The following is a 24,551-nucleotide window of genomic DNA, read 5'->3' as shown; positions in this document are numbered from 1 at the left end:
GCTAGATCAGGCCGAAGTACCTGTGAGGCAGCGCGCGGCCGAAGAGATCGCCTTCCAACTGCCACTCGAACCACGCCGTCTCGTTCCGCCCGAACAGCACGTCAGAGATGGCCTGTTCAGCCCACGGCATCGGCCGTGTGGAGTTCCGCAGGTGCTTGAAGTCGTCGCAGAGTTCCAGGGTGGTCTTGCCTTCCAGACCGGTCCGGATGACGGCTATGTCAATGGTGGCCACTTGCCCACCTATCTCATTCCACCGGTTTCGCATGGGCGCTTACCGGGTTCCGCCACTGCCCACAGCGTGGGCAGGACAGGACCCTGAGAGTGCCTAGACGACCGGCAGGAAGGTGCGCGGACCCCCGTTCCGCATGGCGCGGAAGTCGGCCCCGATTCCGCGGTAGTACTGCCTCCGTTGCAGCCTGAAAAGCTCCTTGAGGAAGGCGTTCGCGTAGGCCGCCCCACGGCGGTTGGGAGCCTTGCGGAGATTGCGGGTACAGATGGTCACGGTCTTACCTCCGGTTGTGTGCCGGGGGCATGCTCATACTGCACGCCCTGCGTCACGGATTCAAGTTTTTGGGTAGGGCTACTGGAAACGCGCTGCCTTACGGAACCTCCGGACGTCCGCCCGAGCGGCCTCCGCCGCGTCCACGTCCCCATGGGCCAGGGCCTCGCGCTCACGCCCCATGGCGTCCTGTAGCGCCCGCTTCGCGGCCTTGTGCGAGTCCTCCTGAGCCTGGCCAAGCTCACGTAGGCGTGTGACCTCCTGGGCAGTCTCCAGACGTCGCTTCTGCTCGGCCTCGAACTCTGCGAGCTGCCGCTTGGTGTACGTCGGCTTGCCGTCCTCGCGGCGACCGATGCCCCTCCCTTGGAGTTGCTTGGTCATGCCGTTGTCCGTCCGGACACGCGGCACAGCATTTCCGTCCTTGTCCCGCGAGATTCGCGGGAAGGGCTGTCCCTCGGCCTGAAACTCCGGCATGAACGGGACGTGGTTCGCCTGCTGAGGCTTGGTGAGCTTGCGCCCTACCTCCAGCTCGGCGCCGACGCGCCGGAAAGGCAGATGAGGGATGTGCTCGACGTGTCCACGCAGCACCGTGGCCGCTACGCGGCTGCCGGGGCGTGCTGTGACAGGGGCGGACGGGTAAGGCCGCGCTTCACGCTTAGGCGCCTGCCTGACCTCCTTGCGCTCACCGTCGATGGTGACGAACTTGCGCTTAGGCGCGTCAGCAGCGATGCGCTTACGCGCACTCCTGCTCACGACAGGCAGAGGCTTGATCCCCCACTCACCGCTTGCACCTTTCGCCATTCGCTCGGCGGTTTTGTAGTCAGACTCGACCTTGGGCATGGTGCCTCCTTTGTGATACGGAGTGTCGAACAGGGAACAGTGAGCGACGGCCGTTTGACCGACCGTCGCCCTACGGTGATAACCCACACCGCAACGGGTAGGGAAAGAATTCAGTACGAGCGCGCCCTACCGAGCGCGCCGCGTACCGACCAAAGTTAATCCCGCGCGTACACACCATCTGTGACTACATGGCGCTTAAACGGGTCTCTATGTCTCTAGTTGCAAGCGTGCTTCACTCCCCGGTCTCATGCACCTTTCGGCTTCAGGACCCTACGTGTTCACCCGAGCAACCAATATGGGCACCTCACACAAGGCAAGCCTTGTGTCCTACCGGCCCAATTGGCTTTCAGTCGCAATCCACACGACCTAGACTCGTTCACCCGTTCAGGATTAGAGAGTTGGCACGCTATAGAGTTATCAACCACACACCCCCATGGCGCAAGGTATGCGACGACGGCTTTCCCGCCATTGGGCACCGATCACATAGGCGGATCACCTATGCCTAGCCCGGCTTGCGGCACTCCCCCTAGAAGGGGTGTGGCCCGCGTTTGAATACCGCAGAGGCCCTATGTACGTACTGCCACAGGGCATGCCTATGAGAGCCTTGACGGCCCGCTTTGTACTGCGCGTATGGTGCTAGCCCGCGAGGGCCCTATGCCTAACCAAGCCTTACCGCCTTCCTGGTGCACCCATCTTTTGGGCACACCGAATAGACCCTCGGTGGGCCTATCCGTTGTTCGCGCGAAAGGTAGGGCGCCCAACCCGATGCCCGCTCCCGCGCGATGCGCGGGGGGGCGATCGGGGGGTTTTGCCTTTCCCCTTTCGATGTCCTAATAATAGCCCACCGTCACGGATTCAAGTTAATGCCAAAAGGGGACATATTGGGGCGACATTAAGGACATAAGGGAAGACATTGCAGGCATTATGGACATTGGAATGCCCCACTAGGGGACATATCCATGCGACAATTGCGACACATTAGAGAGGCTAATTACCCTACCTCAGTGACCCCTAGCACTTGCCCTCTCACTGTTCGTAAACAAGGGAATGAATTCACAGAGTAATGGACGGTCACGCGTGGTTATATAGATGAATTGGAATGCATATCTCTATGTGATAACACAAATGTTTCTCTCGCATATACACGTGCATATGGGGGGTAATACTTTATTTGCATCGAACTGGACCCACCGGGGGTACCTTCCTGCCATCGTGTACGGGTTTAAGAAAGTGGCCCATTAGCCATTTCCTTACCCTCCGAACCCGCCTTACTGCCCTCAGTGAGCCGTGCCGGCATCCAACACCCCCTGTCAGGGAGCCCGGAAGGAATGAAATAACCCCCTCGTGGTGTGAGTTCGACCTCACTTGAGGGGGTTTGCGTACCAAGATCGACTGATTGACACCGACATCTTTTATGGTGGGGGGTTTATGCCCCCCACAGAGACCTCAAGACACGACTGAGGCCGCCCCCACAAGAGGGGCGGCCCCGGTTCACCTGATGAATCCTAGAGAGTACGTGCCTTGTGGGTAGATGAGGCTTGGTGGCCTCCCTTACCGTCAAAAGCAAGGCGGTCAATCGGCGACCAGATCAGATGCTCAGCCATGGCTCGTGAAATGGACATCTTCGTGCGGGACTCAATGAATCCCCATTCCCCGTTGGGGTTGCATTCGAGGAACCAAGCTGTGCCGTTGGCGTCCACGGCGAAGTCAAAGGCCGCATATTGCAGGCCGAAGTGCTTCATGTACCTCTGGCACTTCTCCATGAGAGGGCGAGCCACGGAAATAGGCTCGTAAGTGGCCTTTTCCTGCTCAACGCGCCAATCCAAGGCATCGGTGTCGGTGGTGATTCGACACGGAAAGCCTCTCTGCTCAACCAGGGTCAGCCGAATGTCGTGAGTCTTGATGATTCTCCGCTGGAGAAATACGGGTTCATCAGGGCGGAAGTCGGCAGGTACGGCCTGAGTGGGCACAAATTCCCCCTTCCGGAGGGGCTTCACGATGACCTCGCCGCGGTGCTCTCGGATGAACTCCTGGGCATCCTCCGGATTGTCCGTGATGAGGCAATCGGGCACCTTGAAGCCGAGTTCGGCGGCAGCCTTGAGCTGTACCGGCTTGTGGCCGGCGCTCAGGTTGGCGTCAGGGTGATTGACCCAAAGGGCGTGGTCCAGGGTCCGCAGCATTCCGTAGAGCTGGGTTACAGCCTCGGACGTCTCGTCAACCGATGGCTTCCTCCACCAGATGGCAGTGATGTCCGGGGAGTTGGTGACTCTGTGGCTGTCCGCCAGGGAGAAGGCCGTTCGCCCCTCCTTGATGATGCCCTTGAGGTGAAGCGACCCCTTAGAGATGTCCGCAGGGTCAATCCGGTGTACGAGAACGTCAGAGCCGACCCCGTCGCAGGCGCGTACGACGAGGTCGGCGGTGACGTCCTCACGTGATGTCACGATGAGGACAGTTGGCATGATCAGTCATCGTCCTTCTTGTGGCCGCTGCTGTTGTGGGTGTAGCTCGGGCCGAAGAAGTCCGCCACCTCCACGAACGGGACGCCTTCCGGCGTCACGTTGACCTGGCTCTCTTCGTCGTACCTGTATTCGGATTCCACTACAAACCCCTTCCGGGCTCGATGGTACTTCCAGCAGTTACCTTGCGAACCTCTCCCGCAGGGCACAGGGAGGGGGGACCCTGCGGGAGAGGGGCATGCCCTAGTCGACTGTCGCTCGTCCCCGCCGATTGAAGGGAGACAGCCGACTAGGAGTCTTGGAGCCCCCGCCGAGTCGCCTCGGCAGCTCTCAGGCTCAGTAGCTCGATCTGAGGGACCGGCTCGATGTCCTCTGGGCGGGCGTCCCATTCCTTGCCGCCGCCAAGGGGTCGCAGTTGGTAGTACGGCCCCTCATGGCCCATCACCGTGCCGGCCGGGGCCTTCTTTGCGGAGTCCTTCACGATGTCCCCGATGCGGGGAACGTAGAGGCGATGCGAACCCATGAGGCTCCTAGCGCGAGGTATTGCGCAGTCGGTCAGAGATGCGCGCGGCCTCTTCCGCGGTCATCTCCTGGTCCTCGTCGGGCAGGTCGATCCTGGCTGCGTCCAGGCCCTTCAGCCGGATATTCAGGCCCTCAAGGCGGATACTGCGGAGGTTGACGCCTCGGCCCAGGGCGGCCTCATACAGGCCCACGCACGCTGCTTCAGCAGCTTCCTTGGACGTCACCGGGTCTCCCCCAGCAGGTCAGTGAGCTTTCGTCCAGCCTCGATGCTGATCTCCCCAAGAAAGATGGCCGGCACCCGCTGATCAAACCCCGAGAGCCGCATGGTGCGGAATTCGAGGCCGTGAGCACTCAGCACATCTCGCAGTTGTCTCACGGTCTGTTGACCCTGTATCTGCGGCGTCGCCGGCTCGCTGAAGGCTTGTTCGAGGGGGTAGACCATGGGTGCTCCTTGGGGGGACTTCCACTCTCCGTAGTACGAGGTTCGCCCTCCGCGTCTAGCATGGGAAGGGTTTCAGCGCCCAACCTCGGTACTGGTCGCGCAGGCATATGCCAAGGCTTCTGACCTGTGCACTAGGGGTGCTGACGGTTCGTGACCAAACCTGTGGTCAGGGGGACTTATGAGTGAAGATGTTGACCCGCGACGTGAGTTCGCCGAAGAGTTGAAAAGCGAACGTGAGCTGTACGAGGGGGGCCCGCTGACTCAGTCAGACTTAGCGGGCATGCTGAAGGTCTCGAAAAGCACAGTCAGCCGCCTGGAGAACACAGGACCGATTCCCGCGGCGCTGCCGGCCCTCTTGGATGAGGTCTTCCGGACAGACGGCAAGTTCAAGCGGTTGGCCGAACAGACAGTGGCCGCGTCCTTCCCGGAGCTGTACCGGCGGCGGATGGAGCTTGAGCGCGGAGCCGTCCAGATATGGGAGTGGTCCCCCACCATCATCCCGGGCCTGCTCCAGACGGAGCCGTACGCCCACGCCCTACTGAGAGCGGGCTCTCCCCGAGCCACCGAGCAAGAGATCGCGGCGGAGGCAGCGAAGCGGATCGCTCGACAAGGAGTGCTCCGGTCGGAGGCTCCCCCGGACCTGCGGGTGGTGCTCTGCGAGTCGGTGCTCATGAGGCAGGTGGCTGCCCCTGAGGTCATGGCAGAGCAGTTGGGAAGCCTGCTCGCTCACATGAGGCGATCGACAACCAGCATTCAGGTACTACCTCTGAGCGCCGAACCACACACTCTGATCGACTCGGCGGCAACTCTGCTGACGGCCCCTACCCTGGCGACAGTTGTCTACGTTGAGACGTACCGTATGACGGGGATCGTTGAGGACCCCGAGCATGTGAGGGCTGCCGTCCGGACCTTCGAGAGCCTTCTAAGTGAGGCTCACTCGGTCCGACGAAGCGCGGACATCATCAGAGAGCAGATGGAGAAGTTGTGACCGTTGAGTGGGCCAAGTCCAGCTACAGCAATACGGATGGTGGCAACTGCGTGGAGTGGGCGCCCTCCGTCGTCGCCTCCTCCGGTCAGGTCCCTGTCCGAGACAGCAAGGTGCATGCCGGCCCGACCCTCACCCTGTCCCCGTCCGCCTGGTCCTCCTTCGTGGAGTACGCCAAGGCGGCTCAGGTCTAACACACGCTCTGCCCGCAGGGCTGAAGGAATGAATTAGAGGCCCGGACCTTTAGCCTGTCCGGGCCTCGTCTTCATGTCCTAGCCAACCGAGAAGCTGAGCATCCCCTCAGAGGAGGTGTCAGTCTTCGGTTGGTAGTAGCGGTAGTAGGTGGCGCTGGAGATACCCAGGGTCTCGCAGACCCTCGCCACGGTCGCCTTCTTGCCCTGAGCCGCCAGGCTCTCACGGGCCCCTTCGATCGACCGGGCGATAGAGAGACGCTTCTTCTGCGTTTTCCCCTGCTCCTCAGTCGCCATGGCCTCTTCCTCTCCGAGAGCTTCCTCCAGCCTCTCGTTCAGCTCCTCCGTCTCCTCGTTCAGCTCCGACACGTTGTTGGTGGCGGCGCCCAGCTCCCTCAGCACGAGGCGAGTGTGAGAGGCGAGTGCGGCACTCTCAGAGGCAACCAGCTCAGTCATGAGGGACTGAGAGACCTCCCTCAGCTCCTCCAGCTCCTCGGAAGCCGTCCTGACCACAGCGGGAGTCTCAGCCATGTGGATGAGGTGAGCGATCACCAGAGGGGGGATGCACGAGACAGCCACGGTGAGAGCGGCAGAGCCCGCCATGTAGCTCTGCTCGATCAGGTGAGAGATGGACTGAGCGCCCATGGCGAGGGCGAGAGCCATCACGCCGCCGATGAGGGCCGTCTTCTCTCCGGGAAGCCTCATCTTCCGGCGGAAGCCGGAGATGGCACCCGCAGCGAGGGCGTAGACCGAGAGGCAGATCGGCATGGCCGGGGCGTAGTGCTCAGACCATCCGGCCGTTTTCGCCAAGGCGACCTCTCCGGGGATGGAGAGATACAGCGCGGCAAGGCAGGCCGCGGGGAGGGCTATGCGAAGCACAGCTTTGATGTACCAGGGCACAGTAGACACAGTGATCCCCTCAGATTGGGTGGGTGTGTTTGTCAGGCCGTGACGGTGGCGAAGCCACGGTGAGAGGTGCCCTTGATGGACCCGCTCTCACGGCGCTGACGGATTGCGGCCAGCAGAGAGGCAGACTCAGACGTCTGGCCAACCTCGGCGGCAGGGCTGGGGGCAGCAGCCACACCAGCGCACCGCAGGCAGATACCGGCCTGCTGGCCACGGGGCAGGAAGCCGCCGCAGTCACCACACTCGGCCAAGGGCTCGACCTTGACCGGCACGGACGGCATCTTGCGAGTCAGGCGGTCGGCCAGCAGAGCGCGAGGGCTCTTGATCCTGGACGGGAGACCGCCAACCAGCTCATTGCGGAGCTGGAGTTCGGAGACGCCACGCTGAAGCCACTGAGCGGCCAGCGGAGCGAGTTTCATGACGTCGCTGGCCGAGAGTGCCAACGATGCGTCAGCAGTGGCCAGGCGACCCAGGAGAGCCGCAGCGCGGCCGTGCTCCTGGTCGTCTTCCTGTATCTGCGGAGCTTCCTCCCCCTCCCCTTGGTGCGTGTCCGGTGCCTGGCCGTACTCGGCCAGCTCCTCGGACTCCTGGGGGGCAGGGGGGTTCTTTTCCTGGGTCCTTTCCCCGAAGGGGTTGATCCCGGCGAGCCGCCGCTTCGGACGGCCGGGCTTCGGAGAAACGGTCTCCGGTGCCACGGCAAGTTGAGGCAGGTCGAACACGGTCACGTGAGTGGACCAGTGGCCCCGCTCGCTCTGGACACGGGCACAGATGACGTACCCAGCAGCCTGCAACTCCTTCATGGCGTTGCCGACACGCTTCTGACCCTCGGCGCATCCCTCAGTCAGCTCCCGAACAGTCTCGGCCGTGCGGTCAGGCTGAGAGAGGAGAAGCCCCAGCAGCCCCCGAGCCGTGAGGCTCAGGGTGCTGTGCTGAACTATGGCGTTCGGGACGATGGTGAAGCCGGACGTGTGCTTGGTACGCTGAACCTGCATCGAAGACCTAGACCTCTTCGGTGTGAGTGATCGACCCCCGCGAGGTTGCAGCCTCAAGGGGGTCTCTCTGTGTGAATTTCTTGAATGCGTGACGACCGTACCATGATCGGTCGGTCTCCGGTCAAGGCTCTCGTTCACGCGGTCCCCGCAGCCGGGGACGCGCAGACCCTCGCGGCGCTTCGCGCCGGCCGCAAAGTCAGACTCGACGAACCACTACCTTCATGCGCCGGCCTTCGGTCCTGGGTGAGGGCAGTGCTGTCGGAGCCTCCACGGCTTGCGCTGGCTCTTCCGGATCCTCGGCTCGCTGCCCGAGCGCGGCTAACGCCCTAAGGGTCTCCTCTTCTCCTAGCTGGTCGAGTAGATCCGCGATCAGGTCATGCGGGTTCACCGAGCCCACTCCCCGGCGATGGCTGTCATCACTCCCTTGGGGTTCTTCGCAACGACGCTGGCGGAGAAGAGCATGTGTCCCTTGACCTCGGGATACTGGGCTGCGATGTCCAGGTGGGTGACCAGCTCGGAGGCGGGCCAGTCCTCGGTGTTGACCTTGTACAGGGCCTCTCCGATGTAGAGGTCCACACCCGTACCGCGGACGGTTTCAGCCCACCAGGGAACCAGCTTGCTGTACGAAACTGCCTGGCCAGAGCGTTGCGCCTTGAAATACACCTGCGGGCAGATGTAGTCGATCCACCCCTCCTTGACCCACTTCCGGGTGTCGGCGTACAGGTCGTCGTACGTCTCCACGCCCGCCGCGGTGTCGGAGCCCGCGGGATCGGTCGAGGCGTTGCGCCACACGCCGAAGGGGCTGATCCCGAACCGCGTGCCGCTCCTGACCTCCTTGATCCGGGCGGCGGTCTCGCGCACCAGCCGGTCGGTGTTGTCGCGCCGCCAGGCCTCCTTGTCGGTGAAGTCCCCGCCGTGCAGAGCGAACGCGTCGTCGTCGTCGAAGACCTGGCCGGCCACCGGGTAGGGGTAGAAGTAGTCGTCCCAGTGCACCGCGTCGATCGCGTAGCGGCTGACGGCGTCGAGCATCGCGTCCTGGACGAACTTCCGGACCTCGGGCAGTCCCGGGTTGTAGTAGAGCTTTCCGCCGTACGGCAGGACCCATTCCGGGTGAATCCTCGCCGGATGGGTGGCGACCAGCTTCGAGGGGTCCGTGTGATTGGCCACCCGGTAGGGATTGAACCAGGCGTGCAGTTCCAGACCGCGCGCGTGCGCCTCGCGCACCGCCGTCCCCAGCGGGTCCCAGCCGGGGTCCTTGCCCTGGACACCCGTGAGGCACTCGGCCCACGGCTCGAACGACGACGGCCACAGGGCGTCGGCGGTCGGCCGGACCTGGAGGACGACGGTGTTCAGCCTCAGGTCCACCGCCCGGTCCAGATGAGCGATCAGCTCCGCCTGCTGGGCGGCCGCGCTCAGGCCGGTCGCCGAGGGCCAGTCGATGTTCGCGACCGTGGCGATCCACACCCCGCGCATCTCCCCCTCCCCCGCTCTGCGGCGCCGGCGCCGTCCGGCACCCGGCCGGGGCACGGCGACGGCATCACCCGCAGTCGTCAGCGCGGCCACCGTGCTCACCGCACCCATGACGAAAGACCTACGGCCCAAACGACGCATGTATATACCTTTCGCTTCCCTGTGTCCGTACATCACACCAGCAGTGCGTGACGCCGATCATGCCCGACCCGGTTCCGTGCGCCCCGCAGCTCACCGGAGCCTCGTCGCGGAGTAACGTCGTGGGGTCGGGGCGGACACCGGAATCAGACGGGACCTGCCGCACGAAGATCAGCGAAAGGCACGAGGTGACGGACTCTATGGCCGACATTGCACGCGTCGGAGTGGTGGGCTGTGGCCAGATGGGCGCAGGCATCGCGGAGGTGTGTGCCCGCAGCGGCCTCGAGGTCAAGGTGGCCGAGACCACCGGCGAGGCCCTGGAGATAGGGCGTACCCGGCTGCACAACTCCCTTTCCAAGGCTGCCGAACGCGGCAAGATCACCGCTGAGGAGCGTGACGAGACCCTCGCCCGCCTCAGCTTCACCACCGACCTCGGCGAGTTCGCGGACCGCGATCTCGTGATCGAGGCCGTCGTGGAGAACGAGCAGGTCAAGACCGAGATCTTCCAGGTACTCGATCAGGTGGTGACCCGTCCGGACGCCATCCTCGCCTCGAACACCTCCTCCATCCCGCTCGTGAAGCTGGCCGTGGCCACGTCCCGCCCGGACCAGGTCATCGGCATCCACTTCTTCAACCCGGCCCCGGTGCAGCGGCTCGTCGAGCTGATCCCGGCGCTGACCACGTCCGACGAGACCATAAAGCGTGCCGAGGCGGTCGTGCAGAACGTGCTCGACAAGCACGCGATCCGCGCCCAGGACAGGTCCGGCTTCGTCGTCAACGCGCTGCTGATCCCGTATCTCCTCTCGGCGATCCGGATGTTCGAGTCGGGCATCGCCAGCCGCGAGGACATCGACAACGGCATGGAGATGGGCTGCGCCCACCCGATGGGTCCGCTCAAGCTCGCCGACCTGATCGGCCTGGACACCGTGGCGTCGGTCGCCGACTCGATGTACGCGGAGTACAAGGAGCCGCTGTACGCCGCTCCCCCGCTGCTCCAGCGCATGGTCGACGCGGGCCGGCTGGGCCGCAAGACGGGGTCGGGGTTCTACCCGTACGCGTGACCGCTCGTCGGCGGGCCCGGCGCTCAGGCCGCCGGGCCCGCCGGGGCACGTTCTCCTAGGTCAGGACCGTGTACGGCCCCGAAGAGCCTTGCCTCCTACCGCTGGCCCCCCGACGCCATCCGGAGCGCCACGGAGCAACGGGTGCCGTGCCCGCCCGGCACCGCCCCGAGGCCGACACAGCCCGTACGGCCCGGCAACCCGCATACCGCCTGGCATTTGCTCCGGCAGGAGGGCCCGGAAGTCGCAGCCGATCTTGCGGCGCTCTGGCTGACATGCTCGCCATCCTCGGTGAAGAGGACCGTCGCAAAGACGTCCTTGCTTAGCTGGCTTCGCCGTCGCCCGCCGGCCTGCCACGAAGTCATCCTCGGATCGATCACCGCAACGAAAGACCGCGATTACAAGATCCTTTTACATGAACCGGGACCGGGTGACCTCCACACCTAAGTGAACTGTTAAGGTGCTTGACGAAGCAACCTTCTCGGTGAGCGTGCAACATCCTCCGCCCGCCTCTTTCGGCGTGCCGGAAGCAGTGCTCAGCACCCGTGCCACATGGCGAAAAGCGCGAAATTCGAGGACGTGCCAGCTCACCCTGAGAACGAATAAGGGAAACATGCTCGCACAATTCAAACGATTCCGGATGGCGATCATCGCGTTGATCGCCGCCAGTGCCGTCGTCTTCGGAATCGCAGTCCCCGCCAACGCCGCCGGCCTCCCGGATGAGGACATCGGCTGGCAGCCGGTGCAGTACCAAGACGGTCAGATCTACTCCCAGAGCACAGAGGGAGAGGCCAGGGACAGTCACGGCAACATCGTTCATGCGTGGCGTTCCCACACCGACAATTCCCTCTGGATTTCGGTGAACCGCTCGAACGCGCGCCAGGTGCCGGCGCTGCTCGATGACACCTTCGCGCAGACGCGCGCCGCCCCGTCCGTCGTCTGGACCGACAACGGAAGCGGTGGAAACTTCCGCATCTTCCACACCGGCCTCGACGGAAACATCTACCAGACGCGCGTCCAGCTCAGGTCCGACGGATACCTGCCCACAGTGATCCCTCGTGTGACTCAGGTGCCCAACACTGCCAGGACGTCGATATACACCGGCCCGTCCGCAGCCGCACTGCCGAACAACTCCTTCATACTCGCCTGGGCTGGTGAAAACGGCCCGGAAGTCTGGACGATGTTCTTCAACGGCGGGAACAACCGCTTCCAGGCCCCCTCGGCCGTCCCGGGTGCCCGCACCCTCGACGCCCCCGCCATCGCCGCTCAGATCAGCAGCTGGAACCAGATCGTCATCGTCTGGCGCGGCACCCCTACGGGACAGGTCTTCATCTCCCGGCAGACGTACGGGAGCGGCTACTGGACCGACCCCTACCCCCTGGGCGGCAGCGTGCCGCGCTCGACGGACTACTCCCCGTCCATCGCGCTGACCGACAACGGCTGGGGGCTGGTCACGATGGTCAATTCCTACGATGACACCATCTCCAGCGTTGCGATTTCCGCTGGGGGAGCCGCCAGCTCGTGGTACGACGAGATCAGTCGCAATACCGCGGTTCACACGGTTCTGGTCATCGCGTCCAACGCCCTTCTCTACTACGTTCGCACCCAGGCGAACGGGGCAATTGACTACAAACGGGCAGCGGACTTCACCAGTGTCGGTCACTGGAAAATGACTCAGTAAGCCCTGCGCCGTTCAGCGTGACGTCGCGAGGTGACGGACGAGTGCAGCCGTGGCCGTATCGGTGATCAGGACGGTGCTGCAGCGAAGTTCGCGCGGCAACCGCCAGAACTCCGAGCAAGGGGACGATTCAGGTTCCGGCTACGACGCGAAACGCACCGCCCCCAGCAGCTCCAATGCCGGGGGCGGTGCGTTGTAGCGGTGGAGCTCAGTTGCTCCAACCGATCCGGGTGAACACCTGCCCTTGTGAAGTTCCCCGTGATCCTGGACACTCGTTCGTTATGCCGCGAGGGCGTGTTGATGTCGCTGCCTGGTCTCCGCCGGGGTGAGGTAGCCGAAGATTCTGTGCTTGCCCAGGCGGCGGTTGTAGAAGGTCTCGATGAAGGTGAAGACATCGGTGCGGGCGGTGGCCCGGTCGGGCCACGTCCGAGTTCCGATCTCTTCCCTGAGCAGGGCCCAGAAACTCTCTGCTGCGGCGTTGTCGAAATACGAGCCGGTGCGTCCGCAGCTCTGCCGTAGCCCCAACTGCATTATTCGGTAGCTGAATTGAGCTTCGGTGTACTCGCTTCCGCGATCACTGTGGACCACGCATCCGGGCTCCGGACCGCCTCGGCCGTGGGCCATGTCGAGGGCGTCCACTACGAGCTCGGCGCGCCTTCTTCATGAAGGAGAGCGACCGGTGACCGCGTTGTACCGGTTGATCCACGCGGAGAAGGCTCTGAATTCCGCGGTTGATGACAAGCGCCTGCTGAAGAGCCCCATCGCTGCCCACCGATCGATCAAGTGGCCCAAGCCGGTCGGTAAGAAGGCGAAGGCGTGGTCTCGAACCACGGCCGACGCGGTGCGGGAGGGTCTACAGGAGCGGTACCGGATCGCCGTGGACCTCGGGCTCGCACTCGGAGTTCGTCAAGGCGAGGCGCTCGGCCTCGCGGAAGAGGACTTCGACTTCAGGGCGGAGGTGGTCCACATACGGCGTCAGCTCCGCTGGGACGGGAAAGGCGGCCGCACGTCTGCCTCCCCAAGGGCCGAAAGACCCGTACTGTTCCCCTTCCGCCGAACCTCGCCCGCCGCGTTCGGCTCCACTTCCAGCTCTTCCCGCCGGTCGAGTGCACCCTGCCGTGGCGTAATCCCGAGACGCCGACGACCGAGTTGGAAGAGCGTCAGCGCAAGCCGATCACCCTGCGACTCGTGCTGAGCACCTCCCACGGGCTTCGGATCAATCCCGGGACTTGGAACGAGCGCAGCTGGAAGCCCGCTCTCGTAACCGCAGGGGTTCTGCGCCAGGTCGGCGAGAAGGCGGAGAGTTACGGTTCCCGCGTCCGCCTCCACCCCGTCTACGAGCGCTCACGGCCGGACATGTTCCACGTCCTGCGTCACACCTTCGCGAGCGTGCAGTTGGAGGCCGGCGAGTCCATCGTGAGCGTGGCGACCTGGCTGGGCACTCCTCCCCGAAGGTCACACTCGACTACTGGTCACAGGGCTACGCCCAACGCCGACCAGTTGTACGCGGAGTACAAGGAGCCCCTGTACGCCGCTCCCCCGCTGCTCCAGCGCATGGTCGACGCGGGCCGGCTGGGCCGCAAGACGGGGTCGGGGTTCTACCCGTACGGCTGACCGCCCGCGAGGCCCGGCGCTCACACCGCCGGGCCCGTCGGGAAGGCGCCGCCGATCCGGCCACCTGCCGTGCCGCCCCCGTACCGGCCTTCGCGCGACGGCGGTCGAAGAGTGATTTCATGCTGCGGTGGGACAACAGACCGACCTCACTTCGCGAGAGGCACCCGGCTGCCGGGTCCGGTGGCGCGAAGGCTCCGACCTCGACGCCTGCGTGCAGGTGCTGGCCGACGTGCACGAGCGCGACGGCTACCCCGAGCTGTGGCCCGAACGCCCCGGTGACTGGCTGGCCCGACCCTCTCTGTTCGGCGCCTGGGTGGCCGAACTGCACGGGAAGGTCGTCGGCCACGTCGGCCTGACGGGGGGCGGCGCGGAGGACCGGGCGCCGGGCCTGTGGAGCCGCTGTTCGGGCGTGCCCGTCGAGGAGACCGCGGTGATGAGCCGTCTGTTCGTCTCCCCCGCCGCACGCGGCCACGGTGCCGGCGCCCTGCTGACGGAGCGGGCGGCGTGGGAGGCCCGGCGGCGCGGGCTGCATCCGGTCCTGGACGTCCTGACCTCCGACACGGCTGCCGTCGCCCTGTACGAGCGCCTGGGGTGGACCCGGCTGGCCACCGTCGACCAGCGGTGGGGGCCGGACCGGACCGTGACGGTGCACTGCTACGCGGCGCCAGTCACCCCCGGAGCACCCGCCCGGGGCCCGGGCGGGCTTTGAGCGCGCCTCCGCCCGTTGCGGGTCACTCGAAGGTGAAGGTGAATACCGAGCGGACCTGTTCGGCTGTCCTGTGGAGCTCGGCGACACTGTCGGCGGCGATCATGGCCTCGGCGAAGAAGTTCTCCCGGTCCATGGTCACCACGCGGAAGTTCTCGAACAGGTAGCCGTCCACCACCCCGGGAATCCGCTTGAGCTCCTCGACGGAGGTGGCACGCGCCAGGGTGCCCACGCGGTCGGCCTCGAAGGGGAGCATGGCCAGCAGCTCGGTGCCGCCGGTGGCCGCCTCGGCCAGGACGCCGTCCAGACGCTCGCCGAGCGCCATGCGTACCGACACGTCGATGGAGTCGACACCGCAGGCCCGCTGGGTGGCCGCCCGGTACATGCGGCCGCCGGGACGCGGATTGATCTCGACCAGTTCGCAGGTGCCGTCCGCGCGCGCCCGCCCTTCGACGTGCAGCCAGCTGTCCCCCGGGCCGAGGGAGGCGCACAGCGCCCCGACCCGCGCCGACAGCTCGCCCGCGGCGGAACGCACAGGCGCGGAGACCGGAGGCGAGATGAGGAGTCCCGCGTCGTGGTGCCGCCGGTCGTCGTGGCCCGTCTTCTCGACCTCGAAGAGCGGATGGAAGCGGCCGTCCAGCACCGGGCCGTCGACGGAGAACTCGATGCCGTCGATGTACTCCTCCACGATGACGTCCGTCTCCGGACCCGCGGCGGCGGCCAGCTCCCCGAGGCAGGAGACGAGCTCGGCGGCGTCCTTGGCGCGACGGACGAGCCGTGAACCGCCCGAGTCCTGGTCGGGCTTGACGATGACGGGGTACGAGGTGACCGCGTCGGTGTCGAGGGAGGCGGCGGTTCCGGCCACGAAGGCCAGCGAGGACAGGCCCCGGTCCGCCATGGCCGCCCGTACCCGCGCCTTGCTCAGCAGGACTTCGCGACCCTGCTCGCCGCCCGTCAGCCCGTAGTGCCGCGCCGTGCGCACCTGCCAGGAGATCAGCGAGTCCACGAAGTTGACGACGGCTGTCGGCACCACGCCCGCCGCGCCGACCGCCGCCACCAGTTCCTCCAGGCTCGCCGTCTCCCAGTCGACCACGACGTGGGCGGCGCAGTGGGCGCGGTTGACGTCCTCCGGCTCGTCCGAGACCAGGACCGGGCGGCGTCCCATGCCCTCGAGCATGCGCGAGACGAGGCGCACGCCGCCCTCGAAGCGCTTGGAGTAGATCAGGACGTCTCGCTCTTCAGCCACGTCGGTGCTCGCCTTCTGTCTCTGGGTTGCGCGGTGCGGGGGTGATCGGGGTGGTTCGGGGCGGGGGTGATCGGGGTGGTTCGGGGCCGGTCAGGGGGCGGGGGTCTGCTCGCCGGCGGTCTCTCCGGACGCCGGCCGCACGCCGAGCGCGCGGGCCTGTTCGAGGGTGGTGGCCGAACGGAGCGGCGAGAACATCAGCCAGAACGAGACGAACAGGTACGAGACCCCGACGATCCAGATGGCGCGGCCGGCCCCCAGGACGTCCGAGAGGACCCCGCCGGCGAATGCGCCGACCGGCAGCGTCCCCAGGGCCACCAGCCGGTAGCTCGCGGTGACCGCGCCCAACTGGTGCTCGGGCGGGATGGCTTGCCGGAGGCTCACCGCGAAGACGTTGAAGAGTGCCACGCCGAAGCCGTTCACGACGAAGGCGAGGGCGAGGAGGGAAACCAGGACGACGACGCCGAGGTCGGGGACGGCCACCACCGGGACGAGGAGGAGACCGGCGGCGGCGAGGACCACACCCCCGGTGAGGGTACGGCCCACGGTCGTCCGGGCGCCGATGCGGGCGGCCACCAGCGAGCCGGCCAGCGCGCCGACGCTGCCGACGCCGATGACCAGTCCGATCGCCGTGCCGCTGAGGCCCAGTTCGCGGGCGGCGAAGATCAGGAAGACCGTGAGGAAGCACTGCTCGTGCAGGTTGGACAGGCCCGCCTGCGTGCAGAGGTCACGCAGGGGGCGCAGGGACCAGGTGTACCGCAGCCCTGATTCGATCGTGCGCAGCGCCGACTGCCTCGGTACGCCGGGCGCCTTGACATCACGCAGCAGTGCTCCGCTGAGAGTGGCCCCGACGAAGAAGGCGGCGGCGACGGCGAAGGTGGGCGAGAGCCCCAGCTTGCCGACGAGGAAGCCGGCCGCGGACGGGCCGGCCAGCTGGCTGACGGAGTAGGTGGCCTGGTGCAGTCCGTTGGCCGAGGGGATGGAGTCCACGGAGACGATCTTGGGGATGGTGGACTGGTACGCGACCTCGTAGAAGACCGTCGCCGTGCCGATGACCGCGGCAGCCGCCACCACATGGGTGATCGTCAGCCCCTGGGTGGCCTGCGCGAGACCGAGGAGCGCGAGCGCGGCACCGCGGGCCACGCTCGTGACCACCAGCGTGCGGCGGGGCGGGTGGCGGTCGACCACCACTCCGGCGACCAGCGACAGCAGGACGATCGGAACGAACTGCACGGCGGAGATGAGGCCCACCTCGGTGCCGCTCGCGTGCAGGGCGGTCACCGCGACCAGAGGCAGCAGGAAATTGGTCAGCTGGGTCCCGAAATGAGCGGCGGACTCCCCGGTCCACACATTCCGGAAATCCCTGTTCTCCTTGAGGAGAACCCGGACTTCCTCGTCTAGGATCGCCATTCCATCCCCCATCGAACCAGTTGTCGAAGAAACCTAGCACACGCCCCAGGTGTTCGCTAGGGTGTGGTCGGACCCGACGATCCGACAGATGTTCGGAGAGATGAGAGTATGGTGTCGGAATATTCGGTACTGACGGAAAAAGAATTGCGCCTACTACCGTCGGACGAGGATGTCCTGCGCTACGAGAAGACTGGCTGGTACCTTTCGCAGAAGCTGCTCAGCGACGCGGAAACCGAGGCCCTGACTCAGGCCAGCGAGCGCTTCTACGCAGGTCAGCGCGATCACGACTTGCCGGCCCGGCCAGACCGGCTGGCCGACTGGTCACCTGCCGACGGTGAGATCCAGCGCAACAACGACTACATCCACTACCGGGATGAAACCATTGCCGGAATTCTCCGCAAACCCGTGGTCGCCGCCGTGGCCGCGCGCCTTGCGAGAACACCGGAGATACGCACTTTCATGGCGACTCTCATTTACAAGCCGGCAGCCCCCGAAGAAACGTCGAACATCGTCTCATGGCATTTCGACAAATACTTCTGGCCCACCTGTTCGTCCGACAACATGCTGACGGCCTTCATCCCTTTCCATGACTGCACGGAGGAGACCGGCACCATCACGATGGTGCCGGGAAGCCACCGGTGGAAGCGGCGTCACGGTGCCGAGCGGCCGGCCGGTGACCCGGCCGACGTGGCCCGCGAATACCTGCTGGAAGGGGACGCGGAGCGCAACGGCGCCAGTGCCGAGCGGGTCCCCGTGCACATTCCCCGGGGCCACATGACCTTCCACCACTGCCTGCTCTACCACGGCAGCGGCCCCAACCGCAGTCCTGACCCACGGCGGGCGATCTCGTTCCACCTCCAGGACAGCACCAACACCTACCGGCACTACCGGAACTCCGACGGCCGCCAGCAGCCCTACAAGCACGACGCCCTGGTGCGGCGGACCCCGGCCGGTGAGCCGGACTACGCCGATCCGGACTTCTGCCCCACCCTCTGGCCCGCCCGCGGGTGAGACCGTGCCGCGGGGTGCCGCCGCCCTCCGGCGCCCCGCGGTGACGGCCGCGGGAATCAGAGCGGGGTGACCCGGCTCAGCTCCCACTCCTCGTCGGCCATCCCGCCGCCGGCCTCCGTCCGCACCGAGTCGGCCAGAGCCTGGTCGGCGGCGGCGTCACGGGTCAGGCCGGCACCCCGGACCAGCGGCAGGGGCAGAACGGCCGCCCATACGGGGTGGAGCCGCGCTCCGCGTCTGACCTTGGCCTCGACCGCCGACAGGCCGAGATGGAGGGCGTTGAGCCCGTGCTGTTCCATGTGGCGCAGCGGTCCGTAGTAGACGGCGTTGAAGTACTCGTACGCGTCCCTGGTCCGTGTGTAGTCGAAGCCGGCCACCCGGGCGTAGAGCATCTCCCGCCAGGCGAAGGCGACGTGCCCGCCGACCGGCCCGCCCTCCTCGTCGACGACGCGGAACACCGTGCTGACGCCGTCCAGTTGATCGGCCTGCGCTTTGAGGAACGTCCTGATCTCCCCCTGGTCCAGGGAGGCGTCGTAGCGGTCCATGGTCTGGCCGATCAGGGGAGCGAGTTCGTCCACGCACGCCGACAGGGGCGCCGTCTCCAGCCGCAGCCCGGCCCGCTCGAACTTGCGCACCTCGTAGTCGCGCTTGCGGACGTTCCGTCCGAGCATCCGCCTGTACGACTCGAAGGTGCCACCCTCGTTGTGGACCACGGCCTCGGCGCTGCGCAGCTGGGCGCGGACCGGGAACAGACCGGCGAGCAGCCGCAGGCTGTCGGTGGTGAGGAAGTCGAAGAGGAGGGCGTCGCGGCCGAGGCCGGCGGCGTGATCCGCGAGGCCCTCGACCAACTCGGACAGCGCGGACCGCTGTTCGGCTTCGGTTCCGGCCAGCAGAAACTCGTTGTGGTATCCGGTCCGGGTGCCCACGCGCAGGACCTCGCGGCCGGCGGCGACCGGAGGGAGTGCCGGGGCGTTCTCGGCGGGGAAGTCGTAGGACGGGGTCGCGGCGAGGAGTCCGCTCCCCGACGTCACCACGGTGTAGGTGGCCGTGGCGAAGTCGGGACGCTCCTGCCCGGCGAGCCAGCCGTGGCTCTGGTAGAAGCAGGAGGCGGGCGCCAGGGAGTCCCAGGTGGCCCGTTCGATCTCGCCGATCGACGCCAGGTGCCTGGTCTCAGTCACGGCCGGGCCTCCTGCCGTACGATCCGGCCTTCGGGCGGGTACTCCTGTTCACAGCTGCCATTCCTTCGTGTCGAGCCCACCCACGACATGCCGCGCGTACGCGTCCCCGAACGCCTCGGTCTCCTGGCGGTTGCGTTCCCGTACGACGTCGGGATCGGCATCGAGGGGCTGGTCGACGCCCACCAGCACCGTGTAGAGGGGGACCGGCTGGGCACCCCGGGTCAGCTTCGCCTCGAAGGTCCCCAGGCCGAGGTGGATGGCTCTGGTGGACCGCCCCGTTCCCTGGTCGATCGGGTGGTAGAAGACCAGGTTGAAGTAGTCCGCCTTGTTGGCGAAGTCGTAGTCGAAGCCCGCCACGCGGGCGTAGAGCATGTCCTGGTGGTGGTACCGCAGGGCGAAGCCGACGGGGGTGTCGCCTTCTTCGGCCAGCAGCAGGGTGCTGCTGTCGCCCAGGTGCCGTCCCTGCCTGCCGTAGACCTCCGCGGCCCGCTCGACCCCGTAGTCGTGGCCGTGCTTGCGCATGAGGGCGCTGTTGAGCGGGGCGATGCGGTCGACGACCTCGGGCAGAGCCACTTCCCGGATGGTGCGCCCGCTGTCACGGAAGGTGCGGACCTCGCGCCGGGCACGGGGTCGGCGCTTGGCGGGGAGCCAGGCGTAGTAGTCGTCCAGTCCGTCCCAGAGCCCGATCGGGAGCACCGTCTCCACGTCGTGGAAGAGGACGACGGCCCCCGCGTGCTCGTGTGCGCGGGCGATGTCGAGGGCGTCCTCACGGGGGAGGTAGTAGTAGGCGAGGACGGACGCCTCGGCCCCCTTGGCGAAGTTCAGCGCCTCGGCGGTCAGAGCCTCGACGGCCACCGCCCGCTGTCCGGGACCGGCGTCCGGGTGGTGGACGACCTGGCCGCGGAACTCCGACCAGCCCGCGCCGATCGCCAGCGGGCGCGAGGCGACAGCGGCGTGGCGCTCCTCACCGACGAGGCCGGCGAGGAGATCGGCGGGCGTGTAGAGGCCGTGGGGAGGCCGGGTGAACGTGTAGGTCTCCAGACCGGCCGTCGGGGTGCCCTCGGCGCTGTGGGCCACGATGCGGCGGGCCCGCGCACCCGGTGGCAGCTCCTCCTCCCGGACGCCCTGGAAGCCCGTGGTCGAGTAGAGGGTGGACCCGGAAGCGAGGGTCCCCCAGTCGGCGGCGGGCAGCGCGCCGGCCGTGTCGTAGGTGCGGACATCCATGGGTGACTCCCGATGTTGACAAGAGGGTTGTTCCGGCGGCCTGTAGCGGATCACGGGGCGATCCGGCCGACGAGGTTCCGTACGTCGCCGCCGCGGAACCGGATGAGGCGCACGCCGGTCTCCGACAGGCGCGCGAACAGTTCGAGGTTGGCCCGCTGTTGATCCGCCCGCACCTTCAGGGCGTACCAGAGGATCGACCGGGGACCGACGACGGTCCACAAGGTCTCCCGGGTGCCGCCCCACAGCTCCTCCCGGCGGATCCAGCGGCGCAGGGTGCGGCGCAGCAGCCGTGGCCAGGCGACGCGCAGCGGCGTGTCGACCCAGACCACGCAGTCGGCGGTGTGCGCGAAGGCCGCGACGGCGGCGGGGAACTGGCCGTCGACCACCCAGCCCCGGGTCTCCAGCGCCTTCCGGATCTCCGCGAGGAACGTGTCCTCCGGCACCGGCGTCCAGCCCGGTCCCCAGAACAGGGCGTCCAGGCGGACCAGGGGCGCGCCGGGCTCCGCGAGCAGCCCGGCGAGGGTCGACTTGCCGCAGCCCGGCCCGCCGACTATCCACACTTTCCCCACCGGCGGTCCGCCGGGAGGGTGCACTTCGTTCACAGGAGGTTCCTCTCCAGCCACTTGGCCACCCCGAACTCATCATGATTATCCGTCAGTTCCGTTGCCGAAGACCGTACGTCAGATGCGGCGTTGGCCATCGCCACGCCCGTGGCCGCAGCGCCGAGAAGAGCCATGTCGTTGGGCGCGTCGCCGAAGGCGACGACCGCGCTCCAGTCGAGACCCCGGCCGGCGAGCAGCCAGGAGACGGCCGACCGTTTGTCGGCCCCGGGTGCCGAGACCTCGACGAGGCCCGCGTCCGAGGACGTCCAGATGAGACCGGTGGGGGCGAGGAAGCCGGGCGACGGGGGGCGGGCGTGACGGATCATCAGGCACAGGACCTCCTCGTCGTCCGGCACCTCGGCCACCCGGGGCGCTCCCTCCCCGCCACTGCTGAGGATGTCCGGCCAGTCGGGCCCGAGCAGCCGCCCGGAGGGGCGGTCGACCGCCCAGGGGACCGGTCCGAGCAGGGCGAGCGCCTCGCGCACCCGGTCCGGGGCCATGGCGCGCACCCGCCTCGGCCGGGGGTCGTCCAGGCCGCCGGTGACGGCTCCGTTGGAGGAGACGAGGGAAGCACCCAGTCCGCGCAGGGGCCCCAGCACCTGCCGGGCCGACCACGCGGGCCGTGCGGTGGCGAGCACCAGGTGCACACCGCCGGCCACGGCGGCGGTGAGGGCCCGGCGGGTGCGTTCGCCGACCTTGCGGTCCGCGTCCAGCAGTGTGCCGTCCAGGTCCGAGACCACGACTGCGGGGCGGGCGCCCCCGGGTAGGTGGGGGCGCCCGCCGGTGCGTGCGGTGTCCGCCGAGGTCACGGGGACGGTTCGGGAGTGGCGGGCAGCGGCATGCGGTGCGTGATGGCGGCGGCGTACCGGTGGTAGTGCCACTGCTCGTAGCCGAGGTGGCTCTCACCCCGGATACCGAGGTCGGCGTTCTCGAAGAGCTGCCAGCCGGGACGGTCGACGATGCGGTCCATCTCCTCCCGGGGCGGGTAGTAACCGCACCGGCGCTCCTCGTCGTTGAGCCCGATCAGGTACTCGCCGAAGAAGATGCCGCCCGGGGCGACCATGTCCATCGCGTGGTGGATGAGCGCTTCCAGTGTGTGGGCCCGGTTGGGGGGCATCGACCACAGGCCGCTGCCCAGCACCAGCTGGAAGTCTCCCGAGGCCGGGAGGGTCATGTAGTCCTGCTCGACGATGGTGCAGGCCTCGGTGAGGCCCTCCGACGACAGTCTCTGCCGCAGGCCCACGACCTCGTGGTGGCCGTCGACGAGGTCGAACTCGCCCCCGTTCAGGAAGAGCGCGTCGGTCTCCACGCCGACGACCTCCCAGCCGGCGCGCAGCAGGGGAAGGGCGAACTTGCCGTCCGAGGCACCGAGCACGCAGGCCCTCGGCCGGACCCGGCGGGCGTACTCGCCCAGCGGGATGTAGCGGGCGAGCGCGGGGAAGTACGAGTAGTACGGCCCCCAGTAGCTCTGTTCGTCGACGTCCAGCACATGGCCTTTCAAGGCGATCCCTTCGGTGGTGTGTGTCATGCGCCGATGGAGGCCACCGACTCGGCGGCGCTGTTGCGGGTGCTGCCCCATCGCTTGGCCGAGGCCTCGTGGATGAACCAGATGTCGTCCTCGTCCAGGAGGCGGGAGACCACCTCGGGGTAGGCCTCCTCGAAGTACGTGTAGGGCGGCCGGTTGTCCTTCCGCGAGTGGTAGTCGAGCCGGTCCTGCCCGTGCTCCGCGGTGATGGCGGTCCCGGGGTGGTAGGTGAGGATGTTCGGGCTGGCCATGATGAGCAGCCCGTCGTCGATGAGGCGGCCGATCTCCTCGATCGTCTCCTCGATGGTCCCCCGGTCCTCGCCGTCGAGTCCGAAGAGGACGGAGCTGCCGACGCGGATCCCGTGGGACCTGATGGTGGTCAGGGCTTCGCGCACCTTGCTCACCCATGCTTCGGGATTGCGCCGCAGCAGGTTCTTGCCGACGTTCCGCATGACCTGCTGGGCCATGCTCTCGATGCCGATGTAGATGTAGGTGCAGCCGTTCTCCCTCATGAGGTCGAGGGCAGCGCCGACCTCGTCCGCCTTGGCACGGTTGAGGACGACGTCGACGGTGAGCTGGGCGCCCCACTCGAACGACCGGACCTCCGGCCTGCGTTCGCGCAGGCCTGCCAGGTCGTGGCAGAAGTCGGTGATCGCCTTCCAGTTGCCGCCCCAGAAGACCGGGTCGTCGAAGAAGGCCGCCTCGGCTCCCCAGTCGACGAGCCGGCCGATGCGCTGTGCGACGTGCTCGGTCTCGGACACCGCGAAGCGCGTGGGCCGCTGCGACACCTGGATGCTCTCGGAGCAGAAGGTGCATTTGAACGGGCAGGCGTCCAGCGTCATCACGTGCGCGGTCCGGCTGCCCAGGGTCGAACTCCCCGCACGGGTGAAGATCCCGAACCGGGCCCGGACGGAGAACGCTTCGTAGGGAGACGGGAGTTGCGCCGCGTTGACGCGCTCTCCCCGCACGGGGACGAGCACGGCCTCGTCCGCCGTGAGGCCGACGATGCTGCCGACGCCCTTCGTCGTCCCGTCGTGGGCGGCGACGAGCGGGATCGCGTCGAGGACCTCCTCGACGGGAGTGGGGCCGAAACCGGGGGTGGCGACGAGTCCGACCGCGCGTAACAGCAGGTCGAGAAGGGGGGCTCCGTCCCCCGCCACCACGAAGTCGACCACGGGCAGGGCGCGGCCGTCACGGATGACTTCCACGGTGCTGCTCCAGGAGAGGTCGGCCGTCCCGGTGGCGTGCTGGTAGCGCACGGTCTCGTCGGCGTGCCTGCCCCCGAGGACCACCAAGCAGTGCGGCGCGTGTTCCCTGGCCAGTTCGGCCATCTCCAGCGCATAGCGGTGGCCGGCCGACACCGAGCTGAGCAGCAGCACCTTGGGGCGCAGCGCCTGGAGTTCGGAGATGAAGGCCCGCCGGGCCACGTCGTCCCAGATGCGCGGGTCGAAGACGTGGCCGTCGGTGGTGGGGCTGTCCGCGATGAGCACGGAGCGGGGGCCGTCCTCGGAGCGGCGGTAGGCGGCGTCCGGGTAGCGCCCCCAGTCGGGGACGACGTCGTCCAGCGACGGCTGGGGGGCGAGCCCGCGTTCCAGGCGGGCGACGGAGCGTTCGACGGTGAGCGAGAGCGCCGAGTAGAGGCACATGGGATCGCCGGGGTAGGCGACCTCCCCGCCGCGGCTCGTGGCGACGGGGACCAGGGCGGCCATGATCGGGAAGTGGTAGCGGTCGGTGCCGGAGGTGCCGGCGGCACCCTCGAAGAGTTCTCGCCGGCCGGCGAGACGGCCGGCCAGGACCGACGGGGCGGGTGGGGCCGGACATCGTTCTTCCAGGGGTGGACGAAGCGTCAGTATCACGGAGGGCC

General features: G+C 67.0%; 26 protein-coding genes and 1 pseudogene. 7 read left to right on the top strand and 20 right to left on the bottom strand.

Annotation, left to right across the window (positions count from 1 at the left end):
- Window position 1: 1 nt before the first annotated feature.
- From ACFYY2_RS12060 to ACFYY2_RS12025, 8 genes are all read right to left on the bottom strand, one after another.
- Window positions 2–232, bottom strand: a complete 231-nt coding sequence (locus ACFYY2_RS12060) for a hypothetical protein (protein WP_388740681.1) — start codon at window positions 230–232, stop codon at window positions 2–4.
- Window positions 233–325: 93 nt separating this feature from the next.
- Window positions 326–502 (bottom strand): hypothetical protein, encoded by a 177-nt coding sequence (locus tag ACFYY2_RS12055; RefSeq protein WP_388740678.1) that lies wholly within the window; start codon window positions 500–502, stop codon window positions 326–328.
- Between the two features lie 78 nt (window positions 503–580).
- Window positions 581–1,339 carry a hypothetical protein gene (locus ACFYY2_RS12050; protein WP_388740675.1) on the bottom strand — a complete coding sequence of 253 codons (759 nt, stop codon included), beginning with the start codon at window positions 1,337–1,339 and terminating at the stop codon, window positions 581–583.
- Window positions 1,340–2,844: 1,505 nt separating this feature from the next.
- Entirely contained in the window at window positions 2,845–3,798 is a 954-nt protein-coding gene (locus ACFYY2_RS12045; protein WP_388740673.1) for a hypothetical protein, read from the bottom strand.
- Between the two features lie 2 nt (window positions 3,799–3,800).
- Entirely contained in the window at window positions 3,801–3,938 is a 138-nt protein-coding gene (locus ACFYY2_RS12040; protein WP_388740670.1) for a hypothetical protein, read from the bottom strand.
- A gap of 146 nt (window positions 3,939–4,084) precedes the next feature.
- Window positions 4,085–4,318 (bottom strand): hypothetical protein, encoded by a 234-nt coding sequence (locus ACFYY2_RS12035; protein WP_388740667.1) that lies wholly within the window; start codon window positions 4,316–4,318, stop codon window positions 4,085–4,087.
- Window positions 4,319–4,325: 7 nt separating this feature from the next.
- On the bottom strand, window positions 4,326–4,541 hold the full coding sequence (locus ACFYY2_RS12030; protein ID WP_388740664.1) for a hypothetical protein: 216 nt from the start codon (window positions 4,539–4,541) through the stop codon (window positions 4,326–4,328).
- Window positions 4,538–4,759: a hypothetical protein gene (locus ACFYY2_RS12025; protein ID WP_388740661.1), complete on the bottom strand. Its 222-nt coding sequence runs from the start codon at window positions 4,757–4,759 to the stop codon at window positions 4,538–4,540. The genes ACFYY2_RS12030 and ACFYY2_RS12025 overlap by 4 nt, the downstream gene beginning before the upstream one ends.
- Before the next feature lie 280 nt (window positions 4,760–5,039).
- Here ACFYY2_RS12025 and ACFYY2_RS12020 point away from each other — a divergent pair, with 280 nt between their 5' ends.
- Together ACFYY2_RS12020 and ACFYY2_RS12015 are read left to right on the top strand one after the other, a co-directional pair.
- Complete coding sequence (locus ACFYY2_RS12020; protein ID WP_388740659.1) at window positions 5,040–5,747, top strand: DUF5753 domain-containing protein; 708 nt, start codon at window positions 5,040–5,042, stop codon at window positions 5,745–5,747.
- A complete protein-coding gene (locus ACFYY2_RS12015; RefSeq protein ID WP_388740657.1) occupies window positions 5,744–5,938 on the top strand; it encodes a DUF397 domain-containing protein in 195 nt (64 codons plus the stop codon). Before ACFYY2_RS12020 ends, ACFYY2_RS12015 begins: the two co-directional genes overlap by 4 nt.
- Before the next feature lie 78 nt (window positions 5,939–6,016).
- Here ACFYY2_RS12015 and ACFYY2_RS12010 read toward each other — a convergent pair whose 3' ends face one another.
- The 3 genes from ACFYY2_RS12010 to ACFYY2_RS12000 form a co-directional block, all read right to left on the bottom strand.
- Window positions 6,017–6,835, bottom strand: a complete 819-nt coding sequence (locus ACFYY2_RS12010) for a hypothetical protein (RefSeq protein ID WP_388740654.1) — start codon at window positions 6,833–6,835, stop codon at window positions 6,017–6,019.
- Window positions 6,836–6,876: 41 nt separating this feature from the next.
- Window positions 6,877–7,833 carry a hypothetical protein gene (locus tag ACFYY2_RS12005; RefSeq protein ID WP_388740653.1) on the bottom strand — a complete coding sequence of 319 codons (957 nt, stop codon included), beginning with the start codon at window positions 7,831–7,833 and terminating at the stop codon, window positions 6,877–6,879.
- Window positions 7,834–8,217: 384 nt separating this feature from the next.
- Window positions 8,218–9,444, bottom strand: coding sequence for a glycoside hydrolase family 10 protein (locus ACFYY2_RS12000; RefSeq protein WP_388740651.1), 1,227 nt, complete (start codon window positions 9,442–9,444; stop codon window positions 8,218–8,220).
- 197 nt (window positions 9,445–9,641) lie between these two features.
- Between ACFYY2_RS12000 and ACFYY2_RS11995 the strand changes: the two genes are divergently transcribed.
- Both ACFYY2_RS11995 and ACFYY2_RS11990 read left to right on the top strand, forming a co-directional pair.
- On the top strand, window positions 9,642–10,502 hold the full coding sequence (locus ACFYY2_RS11995; protein ID WP_388740648.1) for a 3-hydroxybutyryl-CoA dehydrogenase: 861 nt from the start codon (window positions 9,642–9,644) through the stop codon (window positions 10,500–10,502).
- A gap of 637 nt (window positions 10,503–11,139) precedes the next feature.
- A complete protein-coding gene (locus ACFYY2_RS11990) occupies window positions 11,140–12,180 on the top strand; it encodes a hypothetical protein (RefSeq protein ID WP_388740645.1) in 1,041 nt (346 codons plus the stop codon).
- A 276-nt stretch (window positions 12,181–12,456) separates the two neighbouring features.
- Here ACFYY2_RS11990 and ACFYY2_RS11985 read toward each other — a convergent pair whose 3' ends face one another.
- Window positions 12,457–12,708: a hypothetical protein gene (locus ACFYY2_RS11985; protein WP_388740643.1), complete on the bottom strand. Its 252-nt coding sequence runs from the start codon at window positions 12,706–12,708 to the stop codon at window positions 12,457–12,459.
- Between the two features lie 960 nt (window positions 12,709–13,668).
- Here ACFYY2_RS11985 and ACFYY2_RS11980 point away from each other — a divergent pair.
- Together ACFYY2_RS11980 and ACFYY2_RS11975 are read left to right on the top strand one after the other, a co-directional pair.
- Window positions 13,669–13,791, top strand: a pseudogene (locus ACFYY2_RS11980) (3-hydroxyacyl-CoA dehydrogenase family protein); the annotation flags it as partial.
- Between the two features lie 127 nt (window positions 13,792–13,918).
- Window positions 13,919–14,500, top strand: a complete 582-nt coding sequence (locus tag ACFYY2_RS11975) for a GNAT family N-acetyltransferase (RefSeq protein WP_388740640.1) — start codon at window positions 13,919–13,921, stop codon at window positions 14,498–14,500.
- 22 nt (window positions 14,501–14,522) lie between these two features.
- On the opposite strand, the gene ACFYY2_RS11970 is transcribed toward ACFYY2_RS11975, so the two are convergent.
- On the bottom strand, window positions 14,523–15,743 hold the full coding sequence (locus ACFYY2_RS11970) for an acetyl-CoA carboxylase biotin carboxylase subunit family protein (protein WP_388740636.1): 1,221 nt from the start codon (window positions 15,741–15,743) through the stop codon (window positions 14,523–14,525).
- Window positions 15,744–15,833: 90 nt separating this feature from the next.
- On the bottom strand, window positions 15,834–17,150 hold the full coding sequence (locus tag ACFYY2_RS11965) for an MFS transporter (protein WP_388740633.1): 1,317 nt from the start codon (window positions 17,148–17,150) through the stop codon (window positions 15,834–15,836).
- Window positions 17,151–17,258: 108 nt separating this feature from the next.
- On the opposite strand from ACFYY2_RS11965, the gene ACFYY2_RS11960 reads away from it, so the two are divergent.
- Window positions 17,259–18,161 (top strand): phytanoyl-CoA dioxygenase family protein, encoded by a 903-nt coding sequence (locus ACFYY2_RS11960; protein WP_388740631.1) that lies wholly within the window; start codon window positions 17,259–17,261, stop codon window positions 18,159–18,161.
- Between the two features lie 56 nt (window positions 18,162–18,217).
- On the opposite strand, the gene ACFYY2_RS11955 is transcribed toward ACFYY2_RS11960, so the two are convergent.
- Genes ACFYY2_RS11955 through ACFYY2_RS11930 form a run of 6 tightly spaced genes read right to left on the bottom strand, consistent with a single transcriptional unit; the run spans window position 18,218 to window position 24,543 of the window.
- Window positions 18,218–19,336 (bottom strand): hypothetical protein, encoded by a 1,119-nt coding sequence (locus ACFYY2_RS11955; RefSeq protein ID WP_388740628.1) that lies wholly within the window; start codon window positions 19,334–19,336, stop codon window positions 18,218–18,220.
- 48 nt (window positions 19,337–19,384) lie between these two features.
- The gene (locus ACFYY2_RS11950; RefSeq protein WP_388740625.1) at window positions 19,385–20,560 is read right to left on the bottom strand and encodes a GNAT family N-acetyltransferase; all 1,176 of its coding nucleotides are present in this window, start codon (window positions 20,558–20,560) and stop codon (window positions 19,385–19,387) included.
- Window positions 20,561–20,610: 50 nt separating this feature from the next.
- Complete coding sequence (locus ACFYY2_RS11945) at window positions 20,611–21,162, bottom strand: hypothetical protein (protein WP_388740622.1); 552 nt, start codon at window positions 21,160–21,162, stop codon at window positions 20,611–20,613.
- Window positions 21,159–21,971 (bottom strand): HAD family hydrolase, encoded by an 813-nt coding sequence (locus tag ACFYY2_RS11940; protein WP_388740620.1) that lies wholly within the window; start codon window positions 21,969–21,971, stop codon window positions 21,159–21,161. Before ACFYY2_RS11940 ends, ACFYY2_RS11945 begins: the two co-directional genes overlap by 4 nt.
- A complete protein-coding gene (locus tag ACFYY2_RS11935; RefSeq protein ID WP_388740617.1) occupies window positions 21,968–22,690 on the bottom strand; it encodes a hypothetical protein in 723 nt (240 codons plus the stop codon). Before ACFYY2_RS11935 ends, ACFYY2_RS11940 begins: the two co-directional genes overlap by 4 nt.
- Window positions 22,687–24,543: a B12-binding domain-containing radical SAM protein gene (locus tag ACFYY2_RS11930; protein WP_388740614.1), complete on the bottom strand. Its 1,857-nt coding sequence runs from the start codon at window positions 24,541–24,543 to the stop codon at window positions 22,687–22,689. Before ACFYY2_RS11930 ends, ACFYY2_RS11935 begins: the two co-directional genes overlap by 4 nt.
- Between the last annotated feature and the right edge of the window lie 8 nt (window positions 24,544–24,551).

This window comes from Streptomyces sp. NPDC001822 (genome assembly GCF_042892135.1).
Classification (GTDB): Bacteria; Actinomycetota; Actinomycetes; order Streptomycetales; family Streptomycetaceae; genus Streptomyces.
This window is presented reverse-complemented; position numbering and strand designations above follow the sequence as displayed.

Bases quoted from the DNA above. Each gene is read 5' to 3' on its own strand.
- ACFYY2_RS12005 (WP_388740653.1), bottom strand. From the start codon at position 7,833: ATGCAGGTTCAGCGTACCAAGCACACGTCCGGCTTCACCATCGTCCCG.
- ACFYY2_RS12035 (WP_388740667.1), bottom strand. From the start codon at position 4,318: ATGGGTTCGCATCGCCTCTACGTTCCCCGCATCGGGGACATCGTGAAG.
- ACFYY2_RS11935 (WP_388740617.1), bottom strand. From the start codon at position 22,690: ATGACACACACCACCGAAGGGATCGCCTTGAAAGGCCATGTGCTGGAC.
- ACFYY2_RS11965 (WP_388740633.1), bottom strand. From the start codon at position 17,150: ATGGCGATCCTAGACGAGGAAGTCCGGGTTCTCCTCAAGGAGAACAGG.
- ACFYY2_RS12045 (WP_388740673.1), bottom strand. From the start codon at position 3,798: ATGCCAACTGTCCTCATCGTGACATCACGTGAGGACGTCACCGCCGAC.
- ACFYY2_RS12025 (WP_388740661.1), bottom strand. From the start codon at position 4,759: ATGGTCTACCCCCTCGAACAAGCCTTCAGCGAGCCGGCGACGCCGCAG.
- ACFYY2_RS11985 (WP_388740643.1), bottom strand. From the start codon at position 12,708: ATGCAGTTGGGGCTACGGCAGAGCTGCGGACGCACCGGCTCGTATTTC.
- ACFYY2_RS11950 (WP_388740625.1), bottom strand. From the start codon at position 20,560: ATGGATGTCCGCACCTACGACACGGCCGGCGCGCTGCCCGCCGCCGAC.
- ACFYY2_RS12020 (WP_388740659.1), top strand. From the start codon at position 5,040: ATGCTGAAGGTCTCGAAAAGCACAGTCAGCCGCCTGGAGAACACAGGA.
- ACFYY2_RS11995 (WP_388740648.1), top strand. From the start codon at position 9,642: ATGGCCGACATTGCACGCGTCGGAGTGGTGGGCTGTGGCCAGATGGGC.
- ACFYY2_RS12000 (WP_388740651.1), bottom strand. From the start codon at position 9,444: ATGCGTCGTTTGGGCCGTAGGTCTTTCGTCATGGGTGCGGTGAGCACG.
- ACFYY2_RS11990 (WP_388740645.1), top strand. From the start codon at position 11,140: ATGGCGATCATCGCGTTGATCGCCGCCAGTGCCGTCGTCTTCGGAATC.
- ACFYY2_RS12050 (WP_388740675.1), bottom strand. From the start codon at position 1,339: ATGCCCAAGGTCGAGTCTGACTACAAAACCGCCGAGCGAATGGCGAAA.
- ACFYY2_RS11960 (WP_388740631.1), top strand. From the start codon at position 17,259: ATGGTGTCGGAATATTCGGTACTGACGGAAAAAGAATTGCGCCTACTA.